Origin of the sequence: Streptomyces sp. NPDC005722 (assembly GCF_040630935.1) — a bacterium.
Taxonomy (GTDB): Bacteria; Actinomycetota; Actinomycetes; order Streptomycetales; family Streptomycetaceae; genus Actinacidiphila.
This window is the reverse complement of sequence record NZ_JBEXYN010000003.1, coordinates 84,691-107,981: the sequence shown is the minus strand read 5'-3', so window position 1 is coordinate 107,981 and position 23,291 is coordinate 84,691. Positions and strand designations below refer to the sequence as shown.

Here is a 23,291-nt window from a genome sequence, read left to right as displayed (position 1 = left end):
GACACTGCCCGGCGCCCGCTGAGCGCTCCCGGTCGCCCCGCCGCGGCGGGGAAATTGACCCGTCACGCACTCGGGTGCTTGTCTTGGCAAGGAGATTCGGGGGCCCGATGACGCGGCCGAAGTCCGGTGCTCTCCCCCGCGGCACGGGCGGGCGGGGCGAGAACCGGTCTCGCCCCGCCCTGTCACCCGTGTCCGGGGGCGGGTTGCCGTCAGCGCAGCGTGTACGCCGTCGGGATGGTCTGGCGGACGGTGTTGCCCTGACTGTCGGTCGCGCTGATCCTCAGTCCGACCCCCTTGGCGGCCTGGTCCCGCCGGGGGTTCTTGACCGTCGTGGTGAAGGTGTTCTTCCCGGCGGCCCGGGTGGTGGCCGGGCGCCAGGTCCTGCCGCCGTCGAAGCTGGTCTCCGCCTTCAGGGACGTCACCTTGGGCAGGGCGGTGAGGCGTTCCTGGTAGTAGCCGGTGACGGTGACCTCGTGGGCCGCCCCGGCCTCGACGGTGTTGTCCAGGGCCAGGCCGAAGTCGTAGCGCAGGAAGATCAGCGGCTCCGGCCGGCACGGCGCCGTGTCGCCGGCGAGCACCTCACCCATGCACGGGCTCAGCTCCGGGGCCTCGTCCTTGGTCGCTTTGGCGGAGGTGTACTCCCACACCGTCTTGACGTCGTTGGTCTTCGCCTCGAACGTGTACCGGGCCGACTTCGCCGGAAGGTCGTAGGAGACGAGGTCACCGCCCTTGCAGCCGGAGAGCGACAGGGCCACGGCGGCCGCGAGCACCATGAGGGCTCCTCTGCGGCGCCGCGCCGACGGCACACGGGTGTTCATCGCGCAGATCTCCTCAGCGGTTTCGAGTGCCATCACAGGGTGTCCCAGTTCTGGTCGGGGAGGTGCAGTGAGCGACGCTCGACTTCGTCACCCGACGCGTTCAGCAGCGTGAAGTCGCAGACGGAGTCGAGGTTCGGCAAGGTGGGCGAGGGAGCCGCCCCGCAGGTCGGGATCTCGATGAAGTTGTGCTCGATGAGCTCGTCGCCGACGATGCCGATGAGCGCCTGACGGCCGCCGCCGCTGCCCGTCAGGAAGATGCTGGGGTAGAAGGTGTCCCCCTGCCGGCAGCCCGCACACGGTCCGGCCCCGACCGAGAAGCCGGATTCGGTCCGCAGCTGCGACGCGGCCCCCGGCACGGCCGGCCCCGCGTTCCAGTGGATCTCATTTCTGCCGGTGGGGACCAGGTCGTTCATCTCGGAGCGGTTGTGCTCCACGAACGAGTCCGCTCCCTGGTCGGCCCAGGAGGCGGAGAAGCGGCTGATGGAGTTGTCCTGACGCTTGACGAAGGTCGTCATGGTCTGACGGGTGGACGGCTCCGGAAGGGCCAGGTGCGACGGGTTGGTGGCGCCCTTGAAGTACTGCCGCCAGCTCAGCTGGTGGACCGCTCCGGGCCGTGCCGCGTGGAAGGAGAGGTCGACGCGGTCGAGGTCGCCCTTGCCGACCCGGTAGTCGTTCGACCGGATCTGTCCGTCGTCGTGGTACCGCGCGACATATGCCCTCGGCACGACGCTGCCGCCGAGACTGATCCTGACGTGCGACCGGGCGGCCTTGATCCGCTTGATCAGGCCCTCGGCCTCCGCGTACGGCACCGACACGATGGGCAGTGCGGCGTACGCCCGGATCTCCGGGCAGCTCTTCGGCCCGTCCACGCACTGGTCGAAGGTCGCGGGGCTGCCCAGCGAGGTGAGGCCCGGTGCCGCGACCAGGACGCCGACCGCGCCGGCGGCGGCTGCCGCTGCCACCCGCTCGTCCCGGAGCTTCGGGTAGTCGCAGGTGTCCTGACAGATGTCGGTCGGCGTCAGGAGTACGAGCTTGCCCCGGGCGTCGACGTCCGCGAGTTCCGCGGCCGACCCGGTGCCGGCGTGGACCACCGACAGCCGGCCCCTGACCGGGAGTCGGGGCACCGGGATCGCGGCTTCACGGGTGCTCGGGTCCCCGTTGTCGCGGAGCCAGCCCTGGGTCTCGCTCAGCACGGCGTTCGGGGTCACGTAGCGGGCGGACAGGGCGGCGGGGGCACCGCCGCCGGTGGCGCGCAGCGTGACGACAGGAGTCGTGCGCGAGCTGTAGAAGTCGTGGGTGAGGGTGCCCGTGCTCACCTTGCCCGTGGGCAGCACCCACCAGTTCGGGTCGTCGGCCTTGTAGTCGGCGAAGAGATTCGTGAGCATCGCCCAAGCCCCGGTCGCCGACACGCGGTTGACGTAGTCGATCGCCGCGTAGGTTTCGGTGGATTCCGGGTACCGCACGCTCAGGGGCTTGGCCTTGCGCAGGTCCAGCGTGACCGTGGTCGCCTTGGTGAGGCCGACCTCCGGTGCGATCGGGTCGGCCTGCTGCCACTCGCCGGTCGCGTCCCGCCAGCTGACCGGCATCTCCACCGCGTAGGTGCCGCGGAAGAGCTGCTCGGTCGTCGTGGCCGCACCGGTCTCGTGGACCGGACCCGCGTGCAGGTGCACTTGGTCGTCGACCGGCATGAAGGTGGCGCTGCCGTAGCGGACGTCGGTGGCACCCACAGGCGCGACGACGTTCAGGGTCAGCGGGAACTTCTGCGCTTCGACGAAGGTGTGCACCCCCGAACTCAGCCGTATGTCGCCGGAGTCGTCCCGGGCGCTCAGCAGCCCGTTGTAGGCGCCGAAGTCCGCGTCGGGGCCGAGCACCCTGCCGTCGAGCGTCACCGACACCTCGGCGGACCCGCCCGCGGGAACGACCACCTCGTCCGTGCTGACGGTGACCAGCCCTGCCGCGGCGGGCTTCCCGTCGGCGTAGGAGACCGGCGTCGTGAGGTGCAGCGTGGTCGCCCGGTCGCCGCGGTTGGTGTACGTGATCTTCTTCGTCACCGCCGAGTGCGGGTAGGTCAGGCGGCCGAAGTTCAGGTTCCCCTTCTGGACGATCCGCGGATTGGTCGCCGTCGCGAGATCCACCAGGCCCCTGCCCTGGGCGTACACGTCGTGCCCCAGGTCGGTGGCGGTGTCCATCAGCAGCGCCTTGATCTGCTGACCGGTCAGCTCCGGATGCTGCTGGGCGACGATCGCGGCGGCACCGGCCACATGCGGGGTGGCCATCGAGGTGCCGTCGGAAGCCGTGTAGTACTGGTCCACCACGGTGCCCATGGCCGTGCCGGCGGCGCGTGCCGCGACGATGGCGACGCCCGGGGCCGCGATGTCGGGCTTGGCGGCGCCGTCCCCGATCCGCGGTCCGCGGTTGGAGAAGGCGGCCATCTCGCCGTTCTTGTCGACGGCCGCCACGGTCAGGGCGTCATCTGCGGAGCCCGGGGAGACGACCTTCTTGGGGAAGAAGCCCGAGTTCCCCGCCGCGACCACGAACAGGGTCCCGGTCTCACGGCTCAGCTCGTTGAGCGCCTGGCTGAGCGGGTCGGTGCCGTCCGTGGGCTCGCCGCCCAGGCTCATGTTGACGACCTTGGCCCCCGAGTGGGCGGCCCAGTCCATCGCCGCGATGATCCCGTCGTCGGGGCACTGCCCGTTGTCGTCGCAGACCTTGCCGACCAGCAGCTTGGCGCCGGGGGCGACACCCTTGCGCAACCCCTTGGACGCCGCGCCGCTGCCAAGCACCGTGGACGCGACATGGGTGCCGTGTCCGTGCCCGTCCTTGGTGCCAGAGGGACTGCCGGTGAAGTCGACCTTCCCGGCGATGCTTCCGGCGACGTCCGGGTGGGTGGCGTCGATCCCGGTGTCCAGCACCGCGACGGTCACGCCGGTGCCGTCGTAGCCGCGTTCCCAGGCGACGGGTGCCCCGATCTGCGGGACCGACTGCTCGAGGTCGACATGGGCCAGGCCGTTGAGCCAGACCTTCTCGACCCCGGCCAGGGAACCGGCGGACCGGGCGGCGGCGGAGTTGGAGGCCGTCTTGCCCCGCACCTCACGCCACCAGCGGCCACCGTCGGCGATGTTCAGCGAGCGCCCGTTGATGCTGGGGAGCGACCTGCCGCCGGATGCCCCGGCGACCTTGCGCGTCTTCTCGGCACCGGCGGTGCCGGTGTAGGTGACGAGCACCGGCACCGCGTCGCCCTTGCCCGCCGCGACCAGCGACACCAACTCGCCCAGGTCGAAGAGCGACCAGTCGAGGAGTCCCTTGCCGACCAGCGCGAGGGCGTCGTCCGGCACGACGTACACCTTGCCTTGTCGCGTGATGGTGTGGAACACGACCGGGATTCCGTCGGGACGTGCCGCGCTCTCGGTGTCGCGGACGACCGGCGTGCCCTTGTCGTCGACACCGATGTGCACCGTGTCGCCGGTGATCAGCGTGACGGAGACGGACCCGCCGGACGCGGCGACGACCCGCGCCAGGTCGTGGCCGGCGATCGCGGTCGGGCTGTCCGTCCGTACGACGCCGGAGGACGGGGTCTGCCGGGCCGGCTCGGCGGCCTGGGTCGCCGTCGTCGACACGACCATGCCGAAGACGGTCAGACCGACGGTCACCGCGCCAAGGCGTCTGCCGAGACGCTTCCTTGCTCTTGGCCTCATCTATGGGTCTCCTGTGCGATGGATGACGGGCAGGATCGGGGAGGTCGGGAGGTACGGGAGGTCCGGCGTGGGAGGCGGGCGGAACGACGGCGTTCCACGGCCGGCCGGGACCTCGTCGAACTAGAGCGGTTCGTACTCGCCGGCAACGGCGGCATCACCCGCGTCCTCGGTGGTCGGGGCGTCGGCCCGCGCGGCCTGCGGTCCTGCCGGAACCGGTTCGTCCTTCGCACGGCGAGCCGAGACGGCCGGGGCGTCGGCCGGTCGGGGTGTGGGCGGTTCTGCGGGCAACATGGGCACGAGTGTGCGACCGGGCCCGGCCCCGGCTCGATTGGTCAGATGCGGGATTTAATCCCGCCGCGAGCGCCGGGGCTTTTCTTCGTGCCCGGGGCGGCCCTCGGAATTCACTCGTCGACCGGGGACGGTTGCCTCAACCCGCCGACCAGGCCCGACTCGACCACCCTGATCGCGAGCGCCGTCCGCGACGTCACGTGCAGCTTGCGCATCGCCGACCTGACCTGACTGGCGACGGTCTGCGCCGACACCACCAACACGTCCGCGATCTGACGGTTCGTCATGCCGCCGACCAGGAGGCGGGCCACCTCCAGTTCACGCGGCGAGAGCCGGTCGCCGTACCCGGGACGTCCCCGGCCGCGCGCCGCCGCGGGGGCGCCCCCGGCCCGTGTGCCGAGGAAGCGGGTGATGCGGTCGGCGTCGTAGTGCGCGCCGAGTTCCGACAGCGCCCGCGCGACCTCGGACAGCAGCGGCAGCCCGGCCTCCTCCCGGCCGTCGGCGAGCAGGCAGCGGGCGGAGCGCTCCCGGGCCAGCAGGGCGTCGTACGGGCGCGGCAGCGCCTCCCACGCGGCGGCCGCCCGGCGGAACAGCGCCGCGCCCTCCGCGAGGCTTCCACCGGCTTCCGCCACGATGGCGCGGCACAGGAGCAGGGACGCCTGCGGCGCGGGGGCGTCCCGGTCACCCAGGGCCGCGGCGAAGGTGTCCACCAGGTCGGCGGCACGGCCGAGCCGGCCGGCGGCGACCAGGGCTGCGACGCGTGCCGGGGCGAAGTCGACGGCGCGGGACCAGAGTCCGCTGCCGACGGCGATCTCGGCCGGCTGGTCGGTGAGGCGGAGCGCTCCGTCGACGTCGCCGTCACGCAGGCACAACTGGGCGAGCGCGGCGGCGGCTTCGATGCGTTGCTGGTCGTCGCGCCCGGCGAAGCGCAGACGCTCCTCCGCCGCCTCCCGGTCCCCGGCGGCGGCCCGCATCAGGCCGGCCACCAGGGCCGCCTCGCAGCGGTCCTTCAGCCGTACGCCGCTGTCGTCGTCGACCAGGCGTGCCGTCCGTTCGGCGAGTCCGGACCAGGCGCCGGTGAACCAGTCGAGGTGGGCCCGGGAGGAGGCGATGCTGTCGAGGTAGTCCAGCAGCTGGTGGCGTTCCGCGAGTGCCCGGGCCCTGGCCAGTCGCGCCCCGGCCTCGTCGTACCGTCCCCACCGCGTGGCCTCCTCGCCGACGTTGGTGTGGCCTATCGCGACGATGGACGCCTCCCGCGGGTCCAGGACGTCGTCCGGTATCCGCCGGGCCGCCTCCCAGCCGCTCTCCTCGCCGAGCATCAACAGCGCGAAGGCGCGTTCCACGGACAGCCGCAGCCGGTCCAGGGAGGCCATCGACCGGGCCGGGGGCGGTGCCTCCCGCAGCCACCGCAGGTGTTCCGCCACAGGCCGCGCGTTCCCCAGGGGCAGGGCGAGCAGGACGCGGGCGCGCGCCGCCTCCGGTGAGTCCGGCGGGAGATGGGGCACCGCCGCGAGGACCTCGCCGCGCCCGGCCTCGATCTCGCCGGCCACCATGAGCACCCGGCCGATCTGGAACCGGAGCATGGCCTGCTGATCAGGCGTCAGGACCTGACGTGCGAGGGCCGACCGGAGCGAGTCGATGGTCCGCGAGTACGGGTCGGAGCCGGGCAGCGCCTGGAACTGGATCTTCGTCACCAGTCGCACCAACGACTCCGCGGGAAGGACCACGCCGGTGACCAGGCTGTGCAGCAGCAGCGCCGAGGTGGCCGCGTCCCCGGACTGGAGGCAGAGCTCGGCCGCCCGCTCGGTGTACCGGCACGCCGGGCCGGCCTCGCCGGCCAGCCGGTAGTGCCGGGCCAGTTGGGCCACCGGCGGCACCGGCCACCGCTCCAGCGCCCGGCCCGCCCGCAGGTGCATGCCGCGCCGCTCCTCGGCCGGGATGGCGTCGTACACGGCGTGGCACGCCAGCGGGTGGCGGAACGACCACTGCCCGGGTCTGTCCTCACGCAGCAGGCCGCAGCCGAGCGCTTCGGCGGCCGGCACGGCGAACCCGTCGTCGGGCAGGCCGCTGACGGCCCTCAGGGTGGCGTGGTCGGCCGGGCCCGAGAGCACCGACACCGCGTAGAGGACGGTGCGGGTCGCGGGCCGGAGCCGCTGGACGCGTTCGAGCATGGCGTCGCGGATCGTGGGCGGCACCTCGATGTGGTCCAGCCGGCGCCGTGCCCACCCGCCGTCCCGGTGGACCAGGTCGGCCCGGTCGTGCATGAGCCGTACCGACTCCTCCACCGCCAGCGGCACGCCGTCGGTGCGCGCGTGCAGGAACGCCGCGAACTCGGTCGAGACAGGGCCCCCGGTGAGCATCGACGACACCAAGGAGGCGGTCTCGCCGACGTCCAGGGGCTTCAGCGTCAGCCTCACCAGGTGCGCGCCGGCGGGCGGCCGCGAGGTCAGCCGCAGCAGCAGGGAATCGGCCGGCACTTCCTCCCGCCGGTAGGTCAGCACCACGCTGAGCGCCTGCGGTCGGCGGGAGAGCAGGAAGAGCAGGAACTCCAGCGTCGCCTCGTCGGCCCAGTGCACGTCCTCGATCGCCAGCACCGCGACGTCGAGCCGGCCGAGGAGTTCGACGAAGGCGCTGAAGAGCCGGTGCCGTGCGGCGGTCGCGTCCTCCAGCGGCTCCGGCGCCGGGGGCAGCTCGTCGGCCCACTCGGGGAACAGCGGCCGCAGTGCGCCGCCCAGCCCGCTCAGCCGCAGCCTGACAACGTTGTCAACGCCGTCACGCACGGCGTCCACGACCGCGCCCAGCGTGTACGGCACCCGCAGCTCCGGGCAGGCCCCGACCAGGGAGCGCCGCCCGCGTTCGGCCTGGGCCGCCAGGAACTCGCGCAGCAGCCGGGTCTTGCCGATGCCGGCCTCACCGTCGAGCAGGACCACCGCGGGGGTCCGCCCGAGCGCCGAGGCCAGCGTGTCCAGCTCCACGTCCCGGCCGACCAACCGCGGCGCGGACAGCGCCGGCAGGTCACCGGCTTCGGTACGGACCCGTCCAGCCACCCTCGTGCCCCCTCAGTCGACCGCCGCTGCGCCAGTGCCGACCCTATCCGCGGGAGATCATCCGGGTGGCGGCATCGGCTCGGACAGTAGAACGACGGGTGATCCGGGGCCCCGCCGGAGCCCCCCGGGAGCCCGGCGCGTCACCCGTTCGGCCTAATCGGCACGGCGGCCCGGGGCACCTCGTGCTGGCCTGGAAGGGGGTGTACGAGCGAGGCGACACCGTGCGCGACCTGCGACAACAGCATGTCGGCCCACCCCCGATGCCGACCGGCGCAGCGTCCCACAGCGCCGCGCGTCGCCCGCACAGACCACAAGCACGGGAGCAACCCATGGCTGACCCCACCAGGAGCAGCGGCGGCGGCATGATGAGCGAGCTGCAAGCGCTGCTCGAAGGTGCGACGAAGTTCCTGAGCGACAGCGGCCTCAAGGGCGTCGTCGACTCGTGGCTCGGCAACGGTCCCAACGAACCGGTGACCACCAAGCAGATCGAGAACGCCTTCGGCGCCGACAAGGTCGCCGAAGCCAGCAGGCAGGCGGGCGTGAAGCCCGAGGCCCTCGCGGCGGAGCTGCCCGAGGTCATCGACAAGGCGTCTCCCGACGGCAAGATCGACGTTCGGAGCAGCAGCATCGAACCGTCCTCCATCGACGACCACAAGAAGTCGGTCATCGACGCGCTGGGCCACTCGTTCGGCGACCGCCGCGGCTGAGCGCCGGCACGGACGGCAGACAGCCGGAGGGCCGGCATCACCCACCCGTGACGCCGGCCCTCCCACGACCGCCTCGGGGTGCATCCGCGATCCAAGTCCTCTGGCCCCGCGGCGGGTTCCGGCCGCTCCTCGCCGGGCGAAGCAGGCGAATCGGTCCGCCGTCCACTCCATCCGGATGACGCGGACGCGCCCTCCCTCGGCGTTCGCGCCTGCCTAGACTGCCGGGCATGGCATGCCGCATCAGCGAGTTGGTCATCGACGCCACCGACCCCGAACGGCTCGCGGCGTTCTGGAGCGAGGTCCTCGGCTACGTCGAACTCGGCCGGGAGGACGACGGAAGCATCGAGATCGGGCCGGCCGACGCCGGCTTCGGCGGTCCACAGCCCACCCTCGTCCTCAGCCCCAGCAGCGATCCGCGGGCCGCGAAGCTCCCGCTGCACTTCGACGTCAACGCCACCGACCGCGACCAGGGCGCCGAGTTGGAGCGGCTGCTCGCCCTCGGCGCCACGCACGCCGACGTCGGCCAGACCGGCAGCGAGGCCTGGTACGTCCTGGCCGACCCGGAGGGCAACGAATTCTGCCTCCTGCGCCGACGGCTGCGGCCCCTGCCCCCGCTCGCCGCGGCCGGGTGACGGAGGCGTACGGCCACGGCCCGGAGGGCACCGGAACTCCGGTGGGCGCGGGCACTACGATCGCGCGCAGGGAGGGAACGTGGAATCGATGGGACATGCCGTCGCCGCGCTCATCTACGGAGTGCCCGTGCTGGCGGGCCTGACACTGGTCGTGTCCGCGATCGCGATCCCGCGATGGCGCCGCAGCGCGATCGCCGCGGTCGAACGCGACGAGGCCGTTCGGTAGAGGTCGGTGCAGGCTGCCGGGCCGAGGGACCGGGTGGGGGACGGACGCGTCGCACCGCGGATGACCGACGCAGGGTCAAGCCCTCGCTCGTACGGTTGCCGGCATGACGTGGGACCGCCGCATCGCAACGGCGGTCCCAGGGACCCGCGGACCCGGCAGTGTGAGAATCGCTCCTGCCGGGCCGGTCGTGAGGGGTGCTCCCACCGCCCCCCGCCCTACAGGCTGCGGGCGGTGATGTCTCCGTAGGCGGTGGTCGCGCGGACGTTCAGGCCAGTGTCGGCTCCGTCGGTGTTCCGCAGGGCGTCGTGGATCCGGCCGTAGGAGGTGGCAGCGTCGAGGGAGGCGGAGACCCCGCGTGCGGCGCCGACCGAGATCCCGCCGTGCCCGGTGCGCAGGGTGACGGTGCCGCGTACGGCCTCGGCGACCTGGAGGTCGCCCTTCTGGGTGCTGATCTCCGCCGGGCCGCCGAGGCGGCCCACCGACACGTCGCCGGCCAGGAGGGCGATGCGGGCGCTCCCGGTCTCGTCGAGCTCGACCGCGGCCCGATGCCCTTCCACGACGACGTCGCCGAGCCTTCCCACGCCGCGGAGTTCGGCGACGGCCGTCTTCGCCTCGACGCGGGAACCGGCGGGCAGCCGGACCGTCACCTCGACGCACCCGGAGGCACCGAGGATCCGGTTCTCCGCCGCGGGGGCCTCGATCCGCAGGACGCCGTCGGCGTAGGCGATCCCGGTCCGCTGCGCCGCCTTTACGTCCCGGCTCTTGGCGGCGTCCGCGGGCCGGACCTCGACGGTGGTGTCGGCCCGTTCGGCGGCGATGAACCGGATGCGTCCAGCGGGAACGGCAAGGACGGCCGAGACCGGGGCGGGCGTGTCGAACTTCTGCATCGTGCTCTCCTTCGCGTACGTCGGGCGCTCATGCGCCCCGCTGTTTCCGACACCAGAAACGCTACGTTGCATTCTCTGATCTGGCAACAAACATATTGCTCAAGTCACCTATTTTCGCAGCTCTTTGCAGCGAATTCATTGCAATGGCTACACATTCAACGCAACGCCGCGACCGGATTCGTTGCAATGAGTGGACAATGAACGCTCCGCGTGCGCCGACACGGCCAGCGCGGCCAGAACAGGGCCGGCGCACGCGAGGGGGCCTGGTATCGGGAGCGCCGGTGTGCAAGGGTCGAAGTGACCAGCCTGGCCTGGTGAGGGACCCCGCGCCACCGAGCGGTCACGTCACGTGGCCGAAGGATGGTACGGGTGGTCTCGCTCGACTGTGGGCGGCACCAAGTCGCCTGCCTTACGGCCGCTTTCCGAGCGGGAGCCGACCGTGATGGGCTCTGACCCGAACGGTGGTTCCCGTGCAACGCATCGGCATCAGCCTCAGTGAGGTACCCGCGCGGACGACGATCGCGCTGGCCGGCGAACTCGATCTCGAGACGTGCCCTCAGGTCACGGCCGTCACCGACGCGTTGCGGTTCGAGGGCAGGACCCTGCGCGTGGACCTCACGGGCGTCACGTTCGTCGGCTCCACCAGTCTCAACATGCTGCTGAACCTCCGCCTCCGCGCCGAGGCCGAGAAGGGCGCGCTCGAACTCACCGGCCTGCGGCACCAAGCAGAACGCGTTCTGGACCTCACGGGGACACGGGACCTGTTCCGCATCCTCCACCGCGCCGAACCCGCGGCCCCCGACAGCGCGGTCGGCGCCTGCTGCTGAGGGCTCGCGGCCCGCCGCTCACGCGACGTCACCCAGGCGCCGAGGGGGGTGAGGGGGGGCGATTCTGCGCCGAATGCGGCATCCGGCAGGAAGGCGACCGCCCCTCGGACTAGGCTCCGGACGAGCACCGCCCGACACGCCGACCAGCGAACGTGGAGCGCTGACCATGCCCGAGACCCGCCTCAAGTGCCGCGACGCCTCCTCGGCCGCCGCTGTCGTGGCCGCCGGGACCGCGCCCGGCGACCCGCACCACACCGTCCGGCAGGACGGCCGGCACGTCGTCATCGCGTACGCGGACGCGGACTGGCCATTCGACGTCGCCGAGTGGGCGGCCCTCGAGGGATACGCCAGCGAGAAGGCCGCGGTCCGGGTCATGACCCGGCTCTAGACATACGCGGACCTGCGCCGCCGACCGCAGGGCGCCGCGACTCAGCTCCCCAGCAGGGTAACCGTCTCGTCCAGCGGCGCCCGGCCCGTACGGGCGGACGCGTCCGACGCGTCCTCGAATCCGATCGACATGCCGCAGAAGAGGATGAGCTCGTCCGGGGGTGACAGGATCTCCGCGACCGTCGCGTGGTACTTCGCCCACGCCATCTGGGTGCAGCTGTGCAACCCCTCGGCGCGGAGCAGTAGCATCACCGTTTGCAGGTACATGCCAACATCGGACCACTGGGGCCCGCCCATGTCGCGGTCGATGTAGCAGAACAGGGCGACGGGCGCGCCGAAGCACTGCCAGTTGGCGGAGGCGGCCCTGTGGCGCGCCTCCTGGTCGTCGCGCGCGATGCCGAGCGCGCCGTAGCGCTGCTCGCCGAAGGCGGCCCGGCGCCCGCTGTACGGGGGTTTCAGTGCGGGCGGGTACTGCTCGTACTCCGGCTCGTCCCAGGGTTCACCGGCGGCCAGGCGCTCACCGGCCCGCTTCTTCAGCAGCTCCAGCGGCTCGCCGGCCAGCACGTAGGCGTGCCAGGGCTGCAGGTTCGACGCCGACGGCGCCCAGGCCGCGGTCGTCAGCACCCGTTCCAGCACCTGCCGCGACACGTGCTGGTCACGGAATGCGCGCACAGCCCGCCTGCTCGTGACGGCCTCATAGACGTCCATGGATGCGCTCCCCTTCGTCGGCGCTCATGATCGTTACCCTTGGTACTGTAGTACGTGAGATAGTTTCATTCAACACGGTAGTGTGTTTGACTACCTCGGGTACGAACCCGCTGCCCGCGGTGACCACCCCGGGCCACCTGCCTTTGGAGCACGTCCATGGCCACGCTGTTGCACCTCGACTCGTCCGTCTTCCCCGGTGAGGCCTCCTCCTCCCGTTCGGTCGCCGCCGCGTTCCGCAGGGCGTGGCAGGAGGAGGACCCGGAGGGCAAGGTCGTCCACCGCGACCTCGCCGCCGACCCGGTGCCGCACATCACCGCCGACGCCTGGTCCGCCGGCTTCCACGCACCCTCCGAGCACAGCCCGGAACAGGCGGCCGCGTTCGCCACGCGCCTGCAGCTCATCGAGGAACTGGAGCGGGCCGACGCGCTCCTGATCGGTGCCCCCATGTACAACTTCACGATCCCCTCGACCCTGAAGACCTGGCTGGACAGCGTCATCGTGCCCGGACGCACCTCGGGTGAGACCCCGTCCGCCCAGGGCAAGCCGGTCCTCGTCGTCGCCAGCCGGGGCGGCTCCTACGTTCCGGGCACTCCGCGTCACGGCTACGAGTTCGTGCAGAACTACCTGGAGGCGGTGCTGCACGGCTCGCTCGGCCTGGAGGTGGACTTCATCGTGCCGGAGCTCACGCTGGCCCCCCGGAATCCGGCCATGTCGGAGCTGATCCCGCTCTACGAGGCCTCCCGCAGGCGCGCGATCGAGGACGCCGGCGTCAAGGCCAGGGAGATGGCGAAGCGTCTCTCCGCCGCGTGACGCGGTAACCCCGGCGGGGCGGCACGGCGTGGGCCCGGGGCGCCGCGCGCTCTACGCTTCGCCGCCCCGCGGATGCGCGAAACGAGTCAGCAGTTCGCCGAGCAACTCGGGCTCACCGGGGCCCAGTTCGGCGACCAGGCGCCCGGCCGTCGGCGCGGCGGCCGTATGCGCCGCGTCGAAGAGCTCCATGCCCTGCGGTGTGATCTCCACGGCCCGCACCCGCCGGTCCCCCGGGACGGGCTTGCGTACGGCGAGCCCCTTGCGCTCCAAGTCGTCCACGACCCGCATGATCCCCGCCTTGTCGGTTCCGGTCGCGACCCCCAGGTCGCGCTGCACGGTCGGACCCCGGTCGGCCAGGACGAGCAGCACGGCGAAGTGGCGCAACTCGATGCCCAGCGGCCGCAGCGCCTCGGACATCACCGCGGCCGCGCGCCAGTGCGCCCGGCGCAGCAGGAGACCCAGAGCGAAGGGGGAGGCGTCGCCGGGCCGGTCGGTGGCGCGCGGGACGGTGCCTTCGGGCGGAACGCGGGTGCTCACGCGCCCACGCTACCAGCCATGATTCCGTTCGATACCGTCTCGACCGACACCGAATCGCCTCCGCGACCGTCTACACGGAGACCCGCAGCCGCGCCGCCGTGAGGCGGTGCACGGCGGTCTCACCGGAGTGGAGGGCCAGCAGGCCGCGCAGTTCCTCGGCGGCGGCCTCGAGGAGGTCGCCGTCCCGCGATCCGTGGAGGGTCTCGAGGATGAAGACGGCCCTCGTGGAGTCCTCGGTGACGCGGGTGTGGTGGGCGTCGCGGTGGTTCCAATGGCGTGTCAGGACCCGCTCGGCGTCCGCGTAGACGATCTCGCCGGGCTTCGGGTGCTCGACGGTGCCGGGTTCGCCGAGCGGGGTGAAGGTCTCGGTGCCGTCGGCGGGGCGGATGACGACGTCGCCCGAGACGTTGTCCAGGTCGAAGGCGCCTGCGGGCAGGCCGTGGTGGACGGAGACGGCGTTGTACGTGTCGACCGCGGGGTTGATGCGGGGCAGCGCGCCCCGCTTCGCGAGGCGGCGGCCGAGCGCGTCCACGCTGGGGCGGACGCGGCGGGGGTTGGTGCCGAAGGAGCGGTAGGCGGTGTGCCAGGCCTCGACGCGGGGGTCGGTCTCGTCGGCGGGGTGCCATGTGCCGTCCCCGAGCTGCCGTTCCAGGTCCTCCAGGACCGTGGTGGTCCGGGGCCAGGGTTGACGGCCGCGCAGACCGGTGGCGGTGACCAGGGCGATGAGGGTGTCGGGGAAGGCGTCGGCGACGGCGGGGTCGAGGCTGAAGGCGGTCATGTGCGGGGCTTCCGTTTCCTGGGTCGTGACGGGGTATTGGGACGGGTCTCGGGTCGGGGCAGGTCAGGTCAGTGCGAGGAGGCCGACGGCCGCGGCGGCGGTGCCCATTCCGACGAGCTGGCCGCGGTGGATGCGTTCGTCCAGTACGCCGCGGGCGAGCAGGACCGTCCCGGCCGGGTAGAGGGCGGTGATCACGGCGACGACCGCCAGGTCGCCGCTGCGGGCGGCGAGCAGGAAGAGCAGGTTCGCCAGCGAGTCCAGTCCGCCCGCGGTGGCCGAGATCGCGTACGCGGGACGCTCGGGGCCCAGCGTGCGGGACAGCGCGCCGGCCACCGCCAGGGTGACCGCGGAGGTGACCGCCCGGCCGACGATCAGCGGTGCGATGCCGCTGTCAGAGGGCGCCTGGTGCAGGCAGACCAGCTGGAGGGCGATGGCGGCGCCCGCGCCGAAGGCCATCAGCAGAGCGGTACGTGAGGGCCGCGCGGACCCGGCCCCGTGGCCCGCGCTGACGAGTACCACCGCCAGCAGCGCGAGGGGCAGGCCCACCAGGCCGGCCGGGCCCAGGTGCTCCCCCTGCAGCAGGCCGACCCCGACCGGCAGCACAGCGGAGACCAGGGCGGTCACCGGGGAGAGCACGTTCATCGGGCCGATCGCCAGCGTCCCGTAGAGCAGGGCGAACGCGGCGGCGGAGGCGACCCCGGACGCCGCGCCCCAGGCCAGCGCCCCGCCGCTGAAGGACGCGTCGAGGAACGGCCAGAGCAGCAGCTCGACGACGAGGCCGGCCGGGGCCGCGACCGTCACGGTGCGCAGCACATGGGCCTTGCGCGCGCCGAGGCCGCCGAGGAAGTCGGCGCATCCGTAGGCGAGCGAACTGCCGAGGGCCAGCAGCAGAGCGATCACGGCACATCCCTTACCATTCAGTGGAACGACTGAACCGTACATCGGATCAACCACCATGGGCCAGTCAACCGACCGGACGGTTCATTCCACTGGTACGCCGACGACCGACGAAGACGGGAAACGGGGACGACGGATGGCCGAGGCCGAGACAGCACTGCGGACGCTCGCACACAACGTCCGGGCCGCCCGGACCCGGGCCGGCCTGTCCCTGGACGAACTCGGCCGCCGCGCGCAGGTCAGCAAGGGCGCGCTGGTCGGGCTGGAGAAGGCCCAGGGCAATCCGAACTTCGCCACGCTGGTGCGGCTGGCCGACACCCTCGGAGTCTCCGTCTCGGCGCTGATGGAGGGCGGTTCCGAGGGCCGTGTCCGGGTCGTGTCCGCCGACGACCTGACCCCGCTGTGGACCGGTGAGAAGGGCGGCCAGGCCCGCCTGATGCTGACCACGTCGGGGCCGGCCCCCGTCGAGGTGTGGCGCTGGCGGCTTGAGCCCGGCGAGGAGTACCCCAGCCACCCCCACCAGGCCGGTGTGGTGGAGACCGTCAGCGTCACCCAGGGCCGGATGACGCTGGTCGTCGACGGTACCGAGCACACCGTGGAAGCCGGGCAGACCGCCACCTTCGAAGGCGACGCGGCCCACGCCTACCGCGGTGCGGGCACGGAGACCTGCCACTTGATCATGACGGTGCACCTGCCGCCCGGCCCGCCCGCCGGCGCCTGAGGACGCGGGTCACGAGGGGCGGTTGCCGGACCCGGCGCCCTGTCCCCCGCGCACGCGAGCGGAGGCACCGTCAGAGGGCGGGCCTACAGTCGGGGCATGGAACTTTCACGCGAGGAACGGGAGAGCTTTCTGTCCGAGCCGCATGTGGCGGCGCTGGGTGTCGCGGCCGGTGACGACCGCGGCCCGCTGATGGTCCCGATCTGGTACTCCTACGAGCCCGGCGGCCTGCCGTGGATCCTCACCGGCGCGGGCTCCCGGAAGATGACGCTGCTCAGGGCGGCGGGCCGCTTCAGCCTGCTGGTACAGCGCACCGAGCCGACGCCCCGGTACGTCTCGGTCGAAGGACCGGTCACCGAGGTGACCGAGGGGAGCGGCGCGCTCCATCGCGCGATGGCCGGACGCTACCTCTCGGGCGGGGCCCTCGACAGGTTCGTGGCCATGGCGGAAGAGCAACTCGCCGATCACGTCGTGGTGCGCATGCGGCCGGAACGCTGGCTCACCGCCGATCTGGGCACGGTCGACTGACCTGCTCCGAGGCGGGGAGCCCTCCGGGCCGGACGGAACCGTCCGGCCCGCGGGGCCCGCCTCCCCGGGAGTGCGGCCGTACCGCTGTGCGCGCCCGGGCTCAGTCCTCGGCGATCTTGATGATCGTCTTGCCGGGAAGGCGGCGCCCGACGCGGGCGAAGGCGTCGGGGGCCTCGGCCAGCGGCCGCACGTCACCGACGACCGGCTTGAGCCGTCCGTCCCGCACCCGCCGGACGAGGTCCACGAGACGGGCCTGGTCGACCTCGACCACGAAGAACACGGCCCGGCCCCCTTCGGGCCGGACGGTCGGCGGCTCCGCGATCGTGACGAGCGTGCCGCCGCTCCGCACCAGCGCCGTCGAGCGCTGGAGGATGTCGCCGCCGAACACGTCGAGGACGAGGTCCACGGCCCCGACGTCCTCGAGCCGGTCGTTCTGCAGGTCCACGAAGACGTCCGCGCCGAGGCAGTGGGCGGTGTCCCGGTCGGCGGCACGGCCGGTGCCGATCACCCGGGCGCCCGCCTCGTGCGCGAGTTGCACGGCGAGGGACCCGACGCCGCCGGCGGCACCGTGGACCAGGACGGTCTGACCCGCCTCGAGACGGCCGTGCTCGAACAGGGCCTGCCACGCGGTCAGTCCGGAGATCGGCAGCGCCGCGGCCACCGTGTGGTCGACGTCCGCGGGCAGCGGAGCGAGGTTGCGGGTCTCGACGGCGACGTACTCGGCCAGGGAGCCGTTGCGGGCCCAGTCCGCCAGGCCGAACACCCGCTGGCCCACGGTCAGGCGCGTGGTGCCGTAGCCCAGTTCGGTCACGACGCCCGATAGTTCGTGCCCGGGCACGGTCGGCGTGCGGTCGCGGCCGGCCCGGTCGGTCCAGGTGGCCGGCCAGTCGAGTTCCCCCGGGGTGAAGCCGGCGGCGTGCACCCGCACGATGACGTCGTTCTCGGCGGCGTGCGGGTGGGGCAGGTCCGTGAGGGCGAGCCCGCCGACGCCGGCGTCACGGTCCCGAACGGTGATGGCTTGCATGGGGTTTCCTTTCCGGGGGGGTTCTCGAAGGGCGGTGCGGCGGCATGCCGTCGGCGTCGTGACCGGGAGTCCCCACCGCTCCCGGTACAGGAGGTGGACCGGCGAGCGCGCGCTCGCCCTGGCCGCTGTCGCCACCGTGGCGGTGCGGACCTGCCGGGTGCATCACGTCGCCTTCCGTGGCCGCCTGCTCAGCTCGGCCAGGGAGCGCCGAGGATGCGCTCGACCGTGGTCGTGCGGCGGAAGCCGGGCACGAAGTGCTCCAGCACGTCCGAGTTCACCGTCCCGATCGTCGTCTCCGGGCGGTGCTCGAGGCCGTCGACGAAGGCCTGCAGGAACTGGTTCTTGAAGTCGCCCCGCGGGTGGACGGCGGTGACCTCCTCGACCCGGGCGGGGTCCAGCTCGTCCAGGCCCAGGCCGAGCACGTCGGTCAGCACGCCGAGATTCGTGAGGGCGATCTCCGGGCCCATGCGGTCGGGGATCCCTGGCGTCGTGTGCAGTGCGATGGCGGTCCAGACCGTGTCGGCGGCGGCGGCCGGGAATCCGTGCTCCCGCATGAAGGTCCGCGCGTGGTCGGCCCCGTCGACCTCGAACCGCTGTTCCGCGTCGGAGAAGGGCGTCATCAGTCCGGTGTCGTGGAACATCGCGGACAGGTAGAGCAATTCCGGGTCGGGCTTCAGGCCGAGCCGGTGGGCGTGAATGGCACCGAAGACGAAAACGCGCCGGGAGTGGTGGTAGATCAGGGGGCTGGTCATCTCCTCGACGAGGCGGGTCGCCTGGTCGGCCGCGGCCGTTTCGGGAATCTCCACCCCGGCGATGGTCTCGGTCATCAGCTCTGCACTTCCTCACCTGCGCGTGTTATCAATGGAAGGTGTTTCCGTCTTCCACACTGCCGACCACCGGGCCTTCCGCGCCACCCTGGTCGGGCCACGGTCCACACCTTTCCGGACGGGCGGAGAACGGGCATGTGGACGCGGCCGCGCACCGGGTCGTGATCCTCGTCTACGACGGGGTGACGCTGCTGGACATGGCCGGCCCCGCGGAGGTGTTCGCGGAGGCGAACCGGCTCGGCGCGGACTACGAGGTGGTGCTGGTTTCCCCGACCGGGGAGGACGTCACCTCGTCCATCGGGGTCCGGATCGCGGTCGCCGGCGGCGCCACCGACGCGGCTCCCGACACACTGGTGGTGCCCGGCACGGACCGCTACCCGCGCAACACCATCGGCCGTGACCTGGTCGAGGCGGCCCGGGCGCTGGCGGTCGAGGCGGACCGGACCGCTTCCATCTGCACCGGGGCGTTCGTGCTCGGCGCGGCGGGCCTCCTGGACGGCAAGCGCGCGACCACGCACTGGAAGGTCACCCACGAACTCGCCGCCCGGTGCCGCACGAGCAGCGTGGTGCCCGACGCGATCTACGTCCGGGACGGCGCCACCTACACCTCCGCGGGCGTGACCGCCGGCATCGACCTCGCGCTGGCCCTGGTCGAGGAGGACCACGGCCCCGACCTGACCCGTGACGTCGCCCGGTCCCTCGTGGTCTACCTGCAGCGCTCGGGCGGTCAGTCGCAGTTCTCTGCGCCGCTGCAAGGACCCCCGCCCCGGTCGCCGTCCATTCGGAGGATCGCCGACCTGGTGACGGCCGACCCCGCGGGGAACCACTCGGTCGGCGAGCTCGCCAAGCACCTCAATGTGAGTCCCCGGCATCTCACCCGGCTCTTCCGCGACGAAATGTCCACGACGCCGGCCCGGTACGTGGAAACGATCCGGTTCGACATGGCAAAGGCATTGCTCGACCAGGGGCACACCGCGACCCAGGTGGCATCGCTGGCCGGATTCCCCAGTTACGAGAGCATGCGCAGGGTCTTCGCGAAGAGGATGTCCATCAGCCCCGCCGCATTCCAGCGCAGGTTCCGGACGGCTCAAAGAGCCGAACCGGCATGACGCCGGGGCCGAACCGGGAATTCGCCGACGCGGGGTGATCCGTGCCGCCGGGAGTCACACAATCATTGGTCCGCCCTTTTCGACCCGGAATGGATCGGTCACCCGTACCACTGGCGCCGTAGCGTGGCCGGTACGACAAGGGGCCGTCCACTCCGAAGGGACGACTCCGCTCGATCACAGGAGCGTTGACCATGCGTGTCTTCGTTGCCGGCGCCACTGGCGCGGTCGGCCGTCAGCTCGTTCCGCTGCTGCTGGCCGAGGGGCATCACGTCACGGGCGTCTCACGGAGCGAGGCGGGTGCCGAGCGCATCCGCCGGCAGGGGGCGGCGGCCGTACGGGCGGACGTGCTCGACCGGGAGGCGCTGCGGCACGTCGTCGCCGAGGCCGCGCCGGACGCGGTCGTGCACCAGCTGACCGACCTGGCGGCCGCGGACGGGGAGGCGACCGACCGGCTGCGGCACGAGGGGACGGGCAACCTGGTGGACGCGGCCGTGGCCGCGGGCGTGACCAGGATCGTCGCCCAGTCGATCGCCTGGGCCTACGTGCCCGGCGAGGGGCCGGCGGACGAGGGCACCCCCTTCGACACCGGCGCGGCGGCGCCGCGCGGGCCGATGGTGGCGGGCGTCCGGGCCCTGGAGGAGAAGGCCGCCGAGATGGGGACCGCGGTGCTGCTGCGGTACGGCATCCTCTACGGACCGGGCACCTGGTACGCGCCGGGAGGGCCGGTCGCCGCGGCGCTGGCCGGGGACACGTCCGCCCGTTTCCTGGGGAGCGTGGTGGCCGACCACTCCGTGATGTCGTTCCTCCACGTCGCCGACGCCGCCCGCGCCGCCGTCGCCGCGCTCGGCTGGCCCTCGGGCCCCGTCAACATCGTCGACGACGAACCCGCGCAGGCCCGCGAGTGGCTGCCGGCGCTCGCCTATGCCCTGCGTGTGCCGGCCCCCGAACCCGTAACGGGGCGCCTGGACTGGGCGCGCGGCGCGTCCAACCGGCTGGCCCGTTCCCGCGGGTGGCGGCCGGAACACGCCTCGTGGCGTACGGGGTTCGCGGCGCACCCGGCCTGAGGCCCCGGGCCGCGGATTGGTCCGTGCTCGCGCCCCGCGATTGGACCACGTCCGAGGGTGCGCCCCGCCGTAGGTTCGCGCCATGACGGCAACGGTTCCCGCCCCCATGAACATCTGCGTCTTCCTCTCCGCCGCCGACCTCGACGAGCACCACACGCGGCCGGCCCGCGAGTTCGCGCGGCTCCTGGGCGCGGGAGGCCACACCTTGGTGTGGGGCGGGTCCGACACCGGGCTGATGAAGGTCGTCGCCGACGCCGTAAGGGAGTCGGGCGGCCGTCTCGCGGGGGTCTCGGTCGGCTTCCTGCGGGAGTGGGCGCGGCGGGACGCCGACGACATGGTCTTCGCCGAGGACCTCGCCTCCCGGAAGGCGCGGATGCTCGCCGCGGCCGACGCCGTCGTCGTGCTGGCCGGTGGCGTGGGCACCCTGGACGAGGTCACCGAGGTCCTGGAGCTGCGCAAGCACGGGCTGTACGACAAGCCCGTCGTGCTGCTGAACACGGCGGGCTTCTACGACGGCCTGGTGCTCCAGCTCCGGCGGATGGACGCGGAGGGCTTCCTCCCGCTGCCCCTGGCGGACCTGCTCTTCGTCGCCGACACCGGCGCCGCCGCGCTCGCCCACCTGGAGGCTCGCCCCGGGACGGCCCGCGGGGCCGCCCCCGTGGAGCGGACCGGCGGCTGAGCGCCCGCGGGCCTACGGCAGCACTCCGCAGAGGGTGTCCAGCGCGCCGGTCCACGCGCTGTCCGAGGGCGCCGCGTAGTTGACCACCAGGGCGTCCCGTCGGGGCGGGCGGCGGCCGGGGCCCGTCGCTTCGTGGGCGAACTCCCGCAGCCCGCTCACCGCGAGTCCCCGCCCGGCCGCGGCCCGGACGACGGAGGTCTCCGTCCCCCGGGGGAGTTCGAGGACGACCTGCAGCCCCGCCGCCATGCCGGTCGCGCGCACCCCGGGGGCCCGCTCCGCCAGGGCCGCGACGAGCTGGTCGCGGCGGCGCCGGTAGCGCTGCCGCATCGACCGCACGTGCCGGTCGTAGCCGCCCGAGACGATGAACTCCGCGAGCGTCAACTGCTCGAGCGTGCTGGACATGTAGTCGCCGAACCCCTTGGCCTCCACCACCTCGGGGACCAGGCCGTCCGGGACCACCATCCAGCCCAGCCGCACCCCCGGCGCGAGCGACTTGCTCGCCGAACCGAAGTACACCACCCGCAGCGGGTCGAGGCCCTGCAGGGCGCCCACGGGCCGGCGGTCGTAGCGGAACTCCCCGTCGTAGTCGTCCTCCAGGATCAGGCCGCCCGTCTCCCGGGCCCAGTCGACGGCGGCCGTGCGCCGCTCGGGGCTGAGGGCGACTCCCGTCGGGTACTGGTGGGCGGGGGTCAGCAGCACCGCGCCCGCTCCGCGCAGTCCGGGCAGGTCGCCGGTGCGGGCGCCGTGCCGGTCGACGTACAGGGGCGGGGTCCGCAGGCCGGCGTTGGTCAGCAGGTCGCGGTAGAGGTCCAGGCCGTACTCCTCGACGGCCACCGCCGGCACCCCACGCGTCGTGAGCACCCGCGCCATGAGTGCCAGTCCGTGGTGGAAGCCGGAACAGACGACGATCCGTCCCGGCTCGGCGTGGACGCCGCGGGCCCGCGCCAGGTAGTCCGCGAGGGCGGCGCGCAGTTCCGGCCGCCCGCGGGGGTCGCCGTAGCCCAGGGCGTCGTTCGGCGCGGCGGTCAGGGCCCGGCGGGCGGCGGCGAGCCACTGTGTGCGGGGGAACCTCGCGAGGTCCGGCGCGCCGGGCTGCATGGCGTACCTGGGGCGCGGGGCCCGCGGCCTGACGGGAGCGGTGACGGGGGCACCGGCCGGGGGGCCCTGCGGCTCCGCCCGGGGTGCCACCCGGGTCCCGGAGCCCTGCTGGGCGGTGAGCCAGCCCTCGGCGACCAGTTCCGCGTAGGCCTCGACGACGGTGTTGCGGGAGACACCGAGGTCCGCGGCGAGCGTACGGGAGGGCGGCAGACGGGTGCCGGGCGCCAGGCGCCCCGTGCGCACGGCCTCCCGCAGGGCGTCGGTGAGGCCCGTGCGCAGCTTCGTCCCGCGCAGCTCCAGGTGGAGGTCGGCGCCGAACGAGGAGGACGGCGGTTCGGCGGCGGAATTGGTCTGGTGATCGCTCATGGAATTGGACCATACTCCCGTACCACCTCACGCCTAGCGTTGCCGGTATGACGATGAACGAAGCACACGAGAACACCACCCGTCTTCCGGAGCACACGGCGCGCATGGACTGGGCGAAGCTCGCCCCCGAGGCCTTCAGGGCGCTGGTCCGTCTGGACTCGGCGGCGGGCCGCGGCGTCGACGCCGGCCTGCTGCATCTGGTGAGGGTCCGCGCGTCGCAGGTCAACCACTGCGCCTTCTGCCTGGACATGCACAGCAAGGACGCACTGGCCGCCGGCGAGTCGGCGGAGCGGGTCATCCAGCTCGGGGCGTGGACGGAGGCGAAGCACTTCTACACGGCACGGGAGATCGCCGCGATCGAGCTCACCGAGGCGATCACGGTGGTCACGGACGGGTTCGTACCGGACGGGGTGTACGCGAAGGCCGCCGAGCAGTTCGACGAGACCGAACTGGCGCACCTGATCGCCGCGATCGTCGCGATCAACGCCTTCAACCGCATCGGTGTGTCCACCCGCATGGTGCCCGGCCACTACACGCCGGGCGCCTGAGCCGACGTACGCCGAGCCGCGGCGCGCACGACCTTCCACGCGCACGACCTTCCACGCGTCCGGAACGCCGGGCGCCCGAGACGCCC

At 72.8% G+C, this 23,291-nt stretch carries 23 protein-coding genes; 12 read left to right on the top strand and 11 right to left on the bottom strand.

What is annotated here, in order from left to right:
• Positions 1 to 209: 209 nt before the first annotated feature.
• The 3 genes from ABZ479_RS04515 to ABZ479_RS04505 form a co-directional block, all read right to left on the bottom strand.
• The gene (locus ABZ479_RS04515) at positions 210 to 851 is read right to left on the bottom strand and encodes a hypothetical protein (RefSeq protein ID WP_500459847.1); all 642 of its coding nucleotides are present in this window, start codon (positions 849 to 851) and stop codon (positions 210 to 212) included.
• Positions 851 to 4,468 (bottom strand): S8 family peptidase, encoded by a 3,618-nt coding sequence (locus tag ABZ479_RS04510; protein WP_500459846.1) that lies wholly within the window; start codon positions 4,466 to 4,468, stop codon positions 851 to 853. The genes ABZ479_RS04515 and ABZ479_RS04510 overlap by 1 nt, the downstream gene beginning before the upstream one ends.
• A gap of 446 nt (positions 4,469 to 4,914) precedes the next feature.
• A complete protein-coding gene (locus tag ABZ479_RS04505; protein ID WP_500459845.1) occupies positions 4,915 to 7,848 on the bottom strand; it encodes a helix-turn-helix transcriptional regulator in 2,934 nt (977 codons plus the stop codon).
• Between the two features lie 329 nt (positions 7,849 to 8,177).
• Here ABZ479_RS04505 and ABZ479_RS04500 point away from each other — a divergent pair, with 329 nt between their 5' ends.
• The 3 genes from ABZ479_RS04500 to ABZ479_RS04490 all read left to right on the top strand — a co-directional run bounded on the left by ABZ479_RS04500 (position 8,178) and on the right by ABZ479_RS04490 (position 9,413).
• Entirely contained in the window at positions 8,178 to 8,555 is a 378-nt protein-coding gene (locus tag ABZ479_RS04500) for a YidB family protein (RefSeq protein WP_500459844.1), read from the top strand.
• Positions 8,556 to 8,782: 227 nt separating this feature from the next.
• Positions 8,783 to 9,187, top strand: a complete 405-nt coding sequence (locus tag ABZ479_RS04495; RefSeq protein WP_500459843.1) for a VOC family protein — start codon at positions 8,783 to 8,785, stop codon at positions 9,185 to 9,187.
• A gap of 79 nt (positions 9,188 to 9,266) precedes the next feature.
• On the top strand, positions 9,267 to 9,413 hold the full coding sequence (locus ABZ479_RS04490; protein WP_500459842.1) for a hypothetical protein: 147 nt from the start codon (positions 9,267 to 9,269) through the stop codon (positions 9,411 to 9,413).
• A gap of 215 nt (positions 9,414 to 9,628) precedes the next feature.
• Here the strand turns inward: ABZ479_RS04490 and ABZ479_RS04485 are convergent, their stop codons facing one another.
• Positions 9,629 to 10,300 carry a DUF4097 family beta strand repeat-containing protein gene (locus ABZ479_RS04485; protein WP_500459841.1) on the bottom strand — a complete coding sequence of 224 codons (672 nt, stop codon included), beginning with the start codon at positions 10,298 to 10,300 and terminating at the stop codon, positions 9,629 to 9,631.
• A gap of 470 nt (positions 10,301 to 10,770) precedes the next feature.
• Here ABZ479_RS04485 and ABZ479_RS04480 point away from each other — a divergent pair, with 470 nt between their 5' ends.
• Positions 10,771 to 11,127 (top strand): STAS domain-containing protein, encoded by a 357-nt coding sequence (locus ABZ479_RS04480; protein WP_500459840.1) that lies wholly within the window; start codon positions 10,771 to 10,773, stop codon positions 11,125 to 11,127.
• A 166-nt stretch (positions 11,128 to 11,293) separates the two neighbouring features.
• Positions 11,294 to 11,515, top strand: coding sequence for a hypothetical protein (locus tag ABZ479_RS04475; protein ID WP_500459839.1), 222 nt, complete (start codon positions 11,294 to 11,296; stop codon positions 11,513 to 11,515).
• A 41-nt stretch (positions 11,516 to 11,556) separates the two neighbouring features.
• On the opposite strand, the gene ABZ479_RS04470 is transcribed toward ABZ479_RS04475, so the two are convergent.
• Positions 11,557 to 12,222 (bottom strand): nitroreductase, encoded by a 666-nt coding sequence (locus ABZ479_RS04470; protein ID WP_500459838.1) that lies wholly within the window; start codon positions 12,220 to 12,222, stop codon positions 11,557 to 11,559.
• A 156-nt stretch (positions 12,223 to 12,378) separates the two neighbouring features.
• Between ABZ479_RS04470 and ABZ479_RS04465 the strand changes: the two genes are divergently transcribed.
• Positions 12,379 to 13,032, top strand: a complete 654-nt coding sequence (locus ABZ479_RS04465; protein ID WP_500459837.1) for an FMN-dependent NADH-azoreductase — start codon at positions 12,379 to 12,381, stop codon at positions 13,030 to 13,032.
• A 51-nt stretch (positions 13,033 to 13,083) separates the two neighbouring features.
• Here the strand turns inward: ABZ479_RS04465 and ABZ479_RS04460 are convergent, their stop codons facing one another.
• The 3 genes from ABZ479_RS04460 to ABZ479_RS04450 form a co-directional block, all read right to left on the bottom strand.
• On the bottom strand, positions 13,084 to 13,569 hold the full coding sequence (locus tag ABZ479_RS04460; RefSeq protein WP_500459836.1) for a MarR family winged helix-turn-helix transcriptional regulator: 486 nt from the start codon (positions 13,567 to 13,569) through the stop codon (positions 13,084 to 13,086).
• A 70-nt stretch (positions 13,570 to 13,639) separates the two neighbouring features.
• The gene (locus ABZ479_RS04455) at positions 13,640 to 14,347 is read right to left on the bottom strand and encodes a B3/B4 domain-containing protein (protein ID WP_500459835.1); all 708 of its coding nucleotides are present in this window, start codon (positions 14,345 to 14,347) and stop codon (positions 13,640 to 13,642) included.
• 63 nt (positions 14,348 to 14,410) lie between these two features.
• Positions 14,411 to 15,247 carry an EamA family transporter gene (locus ABZ479_RS04450; protein WP_500459833.1) on the bottom strand — a complete coding sequence of 279 codons (837 nt, stop codon included), beginning with the start codon at positions 15,245 to 15,247 and terminating at the stop codon, positions 14,411 to 14,413.
• 133 nt (positions 15,248 to 15,380) lie between these two features.
• On the opposite strand from ABZ479_RS04450, the gene ABZ479_RS04445 reads away from it, so the two are divergent.
• Positions 15,381 to 15,965, top strand: coding sequence for a helix-turn-helix domain-containing protein (locus ABZ479_RS04445; RefSeq protein ID WP_500459832.1), 585 nt, complete (start codon positions 15,381 to 15,383; stop codon positions 15,963 to 15,965).
• Positions 15,966 to 16,061: 96 nt separating this feature from the next.
• On the top strand, positions 16,062 to 16,490 hold the full coding sequence (locus ABZ479_RS04440) for a pyridoxamine 5'-phosphate oxidase family protein (protein ID WP_500459831.1): 429 nt from the start codon (positions 16,062 to 16,064) through the stop codon (positions 16,488 to 16,490).
• A gap of 100 nt (positions 16,491 to 16,590) precedes the next feature.
• Here the strand turns inward: ABZ479_RS04440 and ABZ479_RS04435 are convergent, their stop codons facing one another.
• On the bottom strand, positions 16,591 to 17,514 hold the full coding sequence (locus ABZ479_RS04435) for an NADP-dependent oxidoreductase (protein ID WP_500459829.1): 924 nt from the start codon (positions 17,512 to 17,514) through the stop codon (positions 16,591 to 16,593).
• A gap of 188 nt (positions 17,515 to 17,702) precedes the next feature.
• The gene (locus tag ABZ479_RS04430) at positions 17,703 to 18,341 is read right to left on the bottom strand and encodes an HD domain-containing protein (RefSeq protein WP_500459827.1); all 639 of its coding nucleotides are present in this window, start codon (positions 18,339 to 18,341) and stop codon (positions 17,703 to 17,705) included.
• A gap of 137 nt (positions 18,342 to 18,478) precedes the next feature.
• Between ABZ479_RS04430 and ABZ479_RS04425 the strand changes: the two genes are divergently transcribed.
• From ABZ479_RS04425 to ABZ479_RS04415, 3 genes are all read left to right on the top strand, one after another.
• Complete coding sequence (locus ABZ479_RS04425; protein WP_500459826.1) at positions 18,479 to 19,450, top strand: GlxA family transcriptional regulator; 972 nt, start codon at positions 18,479 to 18,481, stop codon at positions 19,448 to 19,450.
• A gap of 191 nt (positions 19,451 to 19,641) precedes the next feature.
• Complete coding sequence (locus ABZ479_RS04420; RefSeq protein WP_500459825.1) at positions 19,642 to 20,514, top strand: NAD-dependent epimerase/dehydratase family protein; 873 nt, start codon at positions 19,642 to 19,644, stop codon at positions 20,512 to 20,514.
• A 106-nt stretch (positions 20,515 to 20,620) separates the two neighbouring features.
• On the top strand, positions 20,621 to 21,193 hold the full coding sequence (locus ABZ479_RS04415) for an LOG family protein (protein ID WP_500460203.1): 573 nt from the start codon (positions 20,621 to 20,623) through the stop codon (positions 21,191 to 21,193).
• A gap of 12 nt (positions 21,194 to 21,205) precedes the next feature.
• Here ABZ479_RS04415 and pdxR read toward each other — a convergent pair whose 3' ends face one another.
• Positions 21,206 to 22,657: a MocR-like pyridoxine biosynthesis transcription factor PdxR gene (pdxR, locus tag ABZ479_RS04410; RefSeq protein WP_500459823.1), complete on the bottom strand. Its 1,452-nt coding sequence runs from the start codon at positions 22,655 to 22,657 to the stop codon at positions 21,206 to 21,208.
• Between the two features lie 47 nt (positions 22,658 to 22,704).
• Between pdxR and ABZ479_RS04405 the strand changes: the two genes are divergently transcribed.
• A complete protein-coding gene (locus ABZ479_RS04405; RefSeq protein WP_500459822.1) occupies positions 22,705 to 23,205 on the top strand; it encodes a carboxymuconolactone decarboxylase family protein in 501 nt (166 codons plus the stop codon).
• The last annotated feature ends 86 nt before the right edge of the window (positions 23,206 to 23,291 follow it).

Excerpts from the sequence above, each read along its gene's own strand:
- ABZ479_RS04515 (WP_500459847.1), bottom strand. The coding sequence starts at position 851 with ATGGCACTCGAAACCGCTGAGGAGATCTGCGCGATGAACACCCGTGTG.
- ABZ479_RS04500 (WP_500459844.1), top strand. The coding sequence starts at position 8,178 with ATGGCTGACCCCACCAGGAGCAGCGGCGGCGGCATGATGAGCGAGCTG.
- ABZ479_RS04495 (WP_500459843.1), top strand. The coding sequence starts at position 8,783 with ATGGCATGCCGCATCAGCGAGTTGGTCATCGACGCCACCGACCCCGAA.
- ABZ479_RS04485 (WP_500459841.1), bottom strand. The coding sequence starts at position 10,300 with ATGCAGAAGTTCGACACGCCCGCCCCGGTCTCGGCCGTCCTTGCCGTT.
- ABZ479_RS04475 (WP_500459839.1), top strand. The coding sequence starts at position 11,294 with ATGCCCGAGACCCGCCTCAAGTGCCGCGACGCCTCCTCGGCCGCCGCT.
- ABZ479_RS04470 (WP_500459838.1), bottom strand. The coding sequence starts at position 12,222 with ATGGACGTCTATGAGGCCGTCACGAGCAGGCGGGCTGTGCGCGCATTC.
- ABZ479_RS04465 (WP_500459837.1), top strand. The coding sequence starts at position 12,379 with ATGGCCACGCTGTTGCACCTCGACTCGTCCGTCTTCCCCGGTGAGGCC.
- ABZ479_RS04455 (WP_500459835.1), bottom strand. The coding sequence starts at position 14,347 with ATGACCGCCTTCAGCCTCGACCCCGCCGTCGCCGACGCCTTCCCCGAC.
- ABZ479_RS04445 (WP_500459832.1), top strand. The coding sequence starts at position 15,381 with ATGGCCGAGGCCGAGACAGCACTGCGGACGCTCGCACACAACGTCCGG.
- ABZ479_RS04440 (WP_500459831.1), top strand. The coding sequence starts at position 16,062 with ATGGAACTTTCACGCGAGGAACGGGAGAGCTTTCTGTCCGAGCCGCAT.
- ABZ479_RS04435 (WP_500459829.1), bottom strand. The coding sequence starts at position 17,514 with ATGCAAGCCATCACCGTTCGGGACCGTGACGCCGGCGTCGGCGGGCTC.
- ABZ479_RS04430 (WP_500459827.1), bottom strand. The coding sequence starts at position 18,341 with ATGACCGAGACCATCGCCGGGGTGGAGATTCCCGAAACGGCCGCGGCC.
- ABZ479_RS04420 (WP_500459825.1), top strand. The coding sequence starts at position 19,642 with ATGCGTGTCTTCGTTGCCGGCGCCACTGGCGCGGTCGGCCGTCAGCTC.
- ABZ479_RS04415 (WP_500460203.1), top strand. The coding sequence starts at position 20,621 with ATGAACATCTGCGTCTTCCTCTCCGCCGCCGACCTCGACGAGCACCAC.
- pdxR (WP_500459823.1), bottom strand. The coding sequence starts at position 22,657 with ATGAGCGATCACCAGACCAATTCCGCCGCCGAACCGCCGTCCTCCTCG.
- ABZ479_RS04405 (WP_500459822.1), top strand. The coding sequence starts at position 22,705 with ATGACGATGAACGAAGCACACGAGAACACCACCCGTCTTCCGGAGCAC.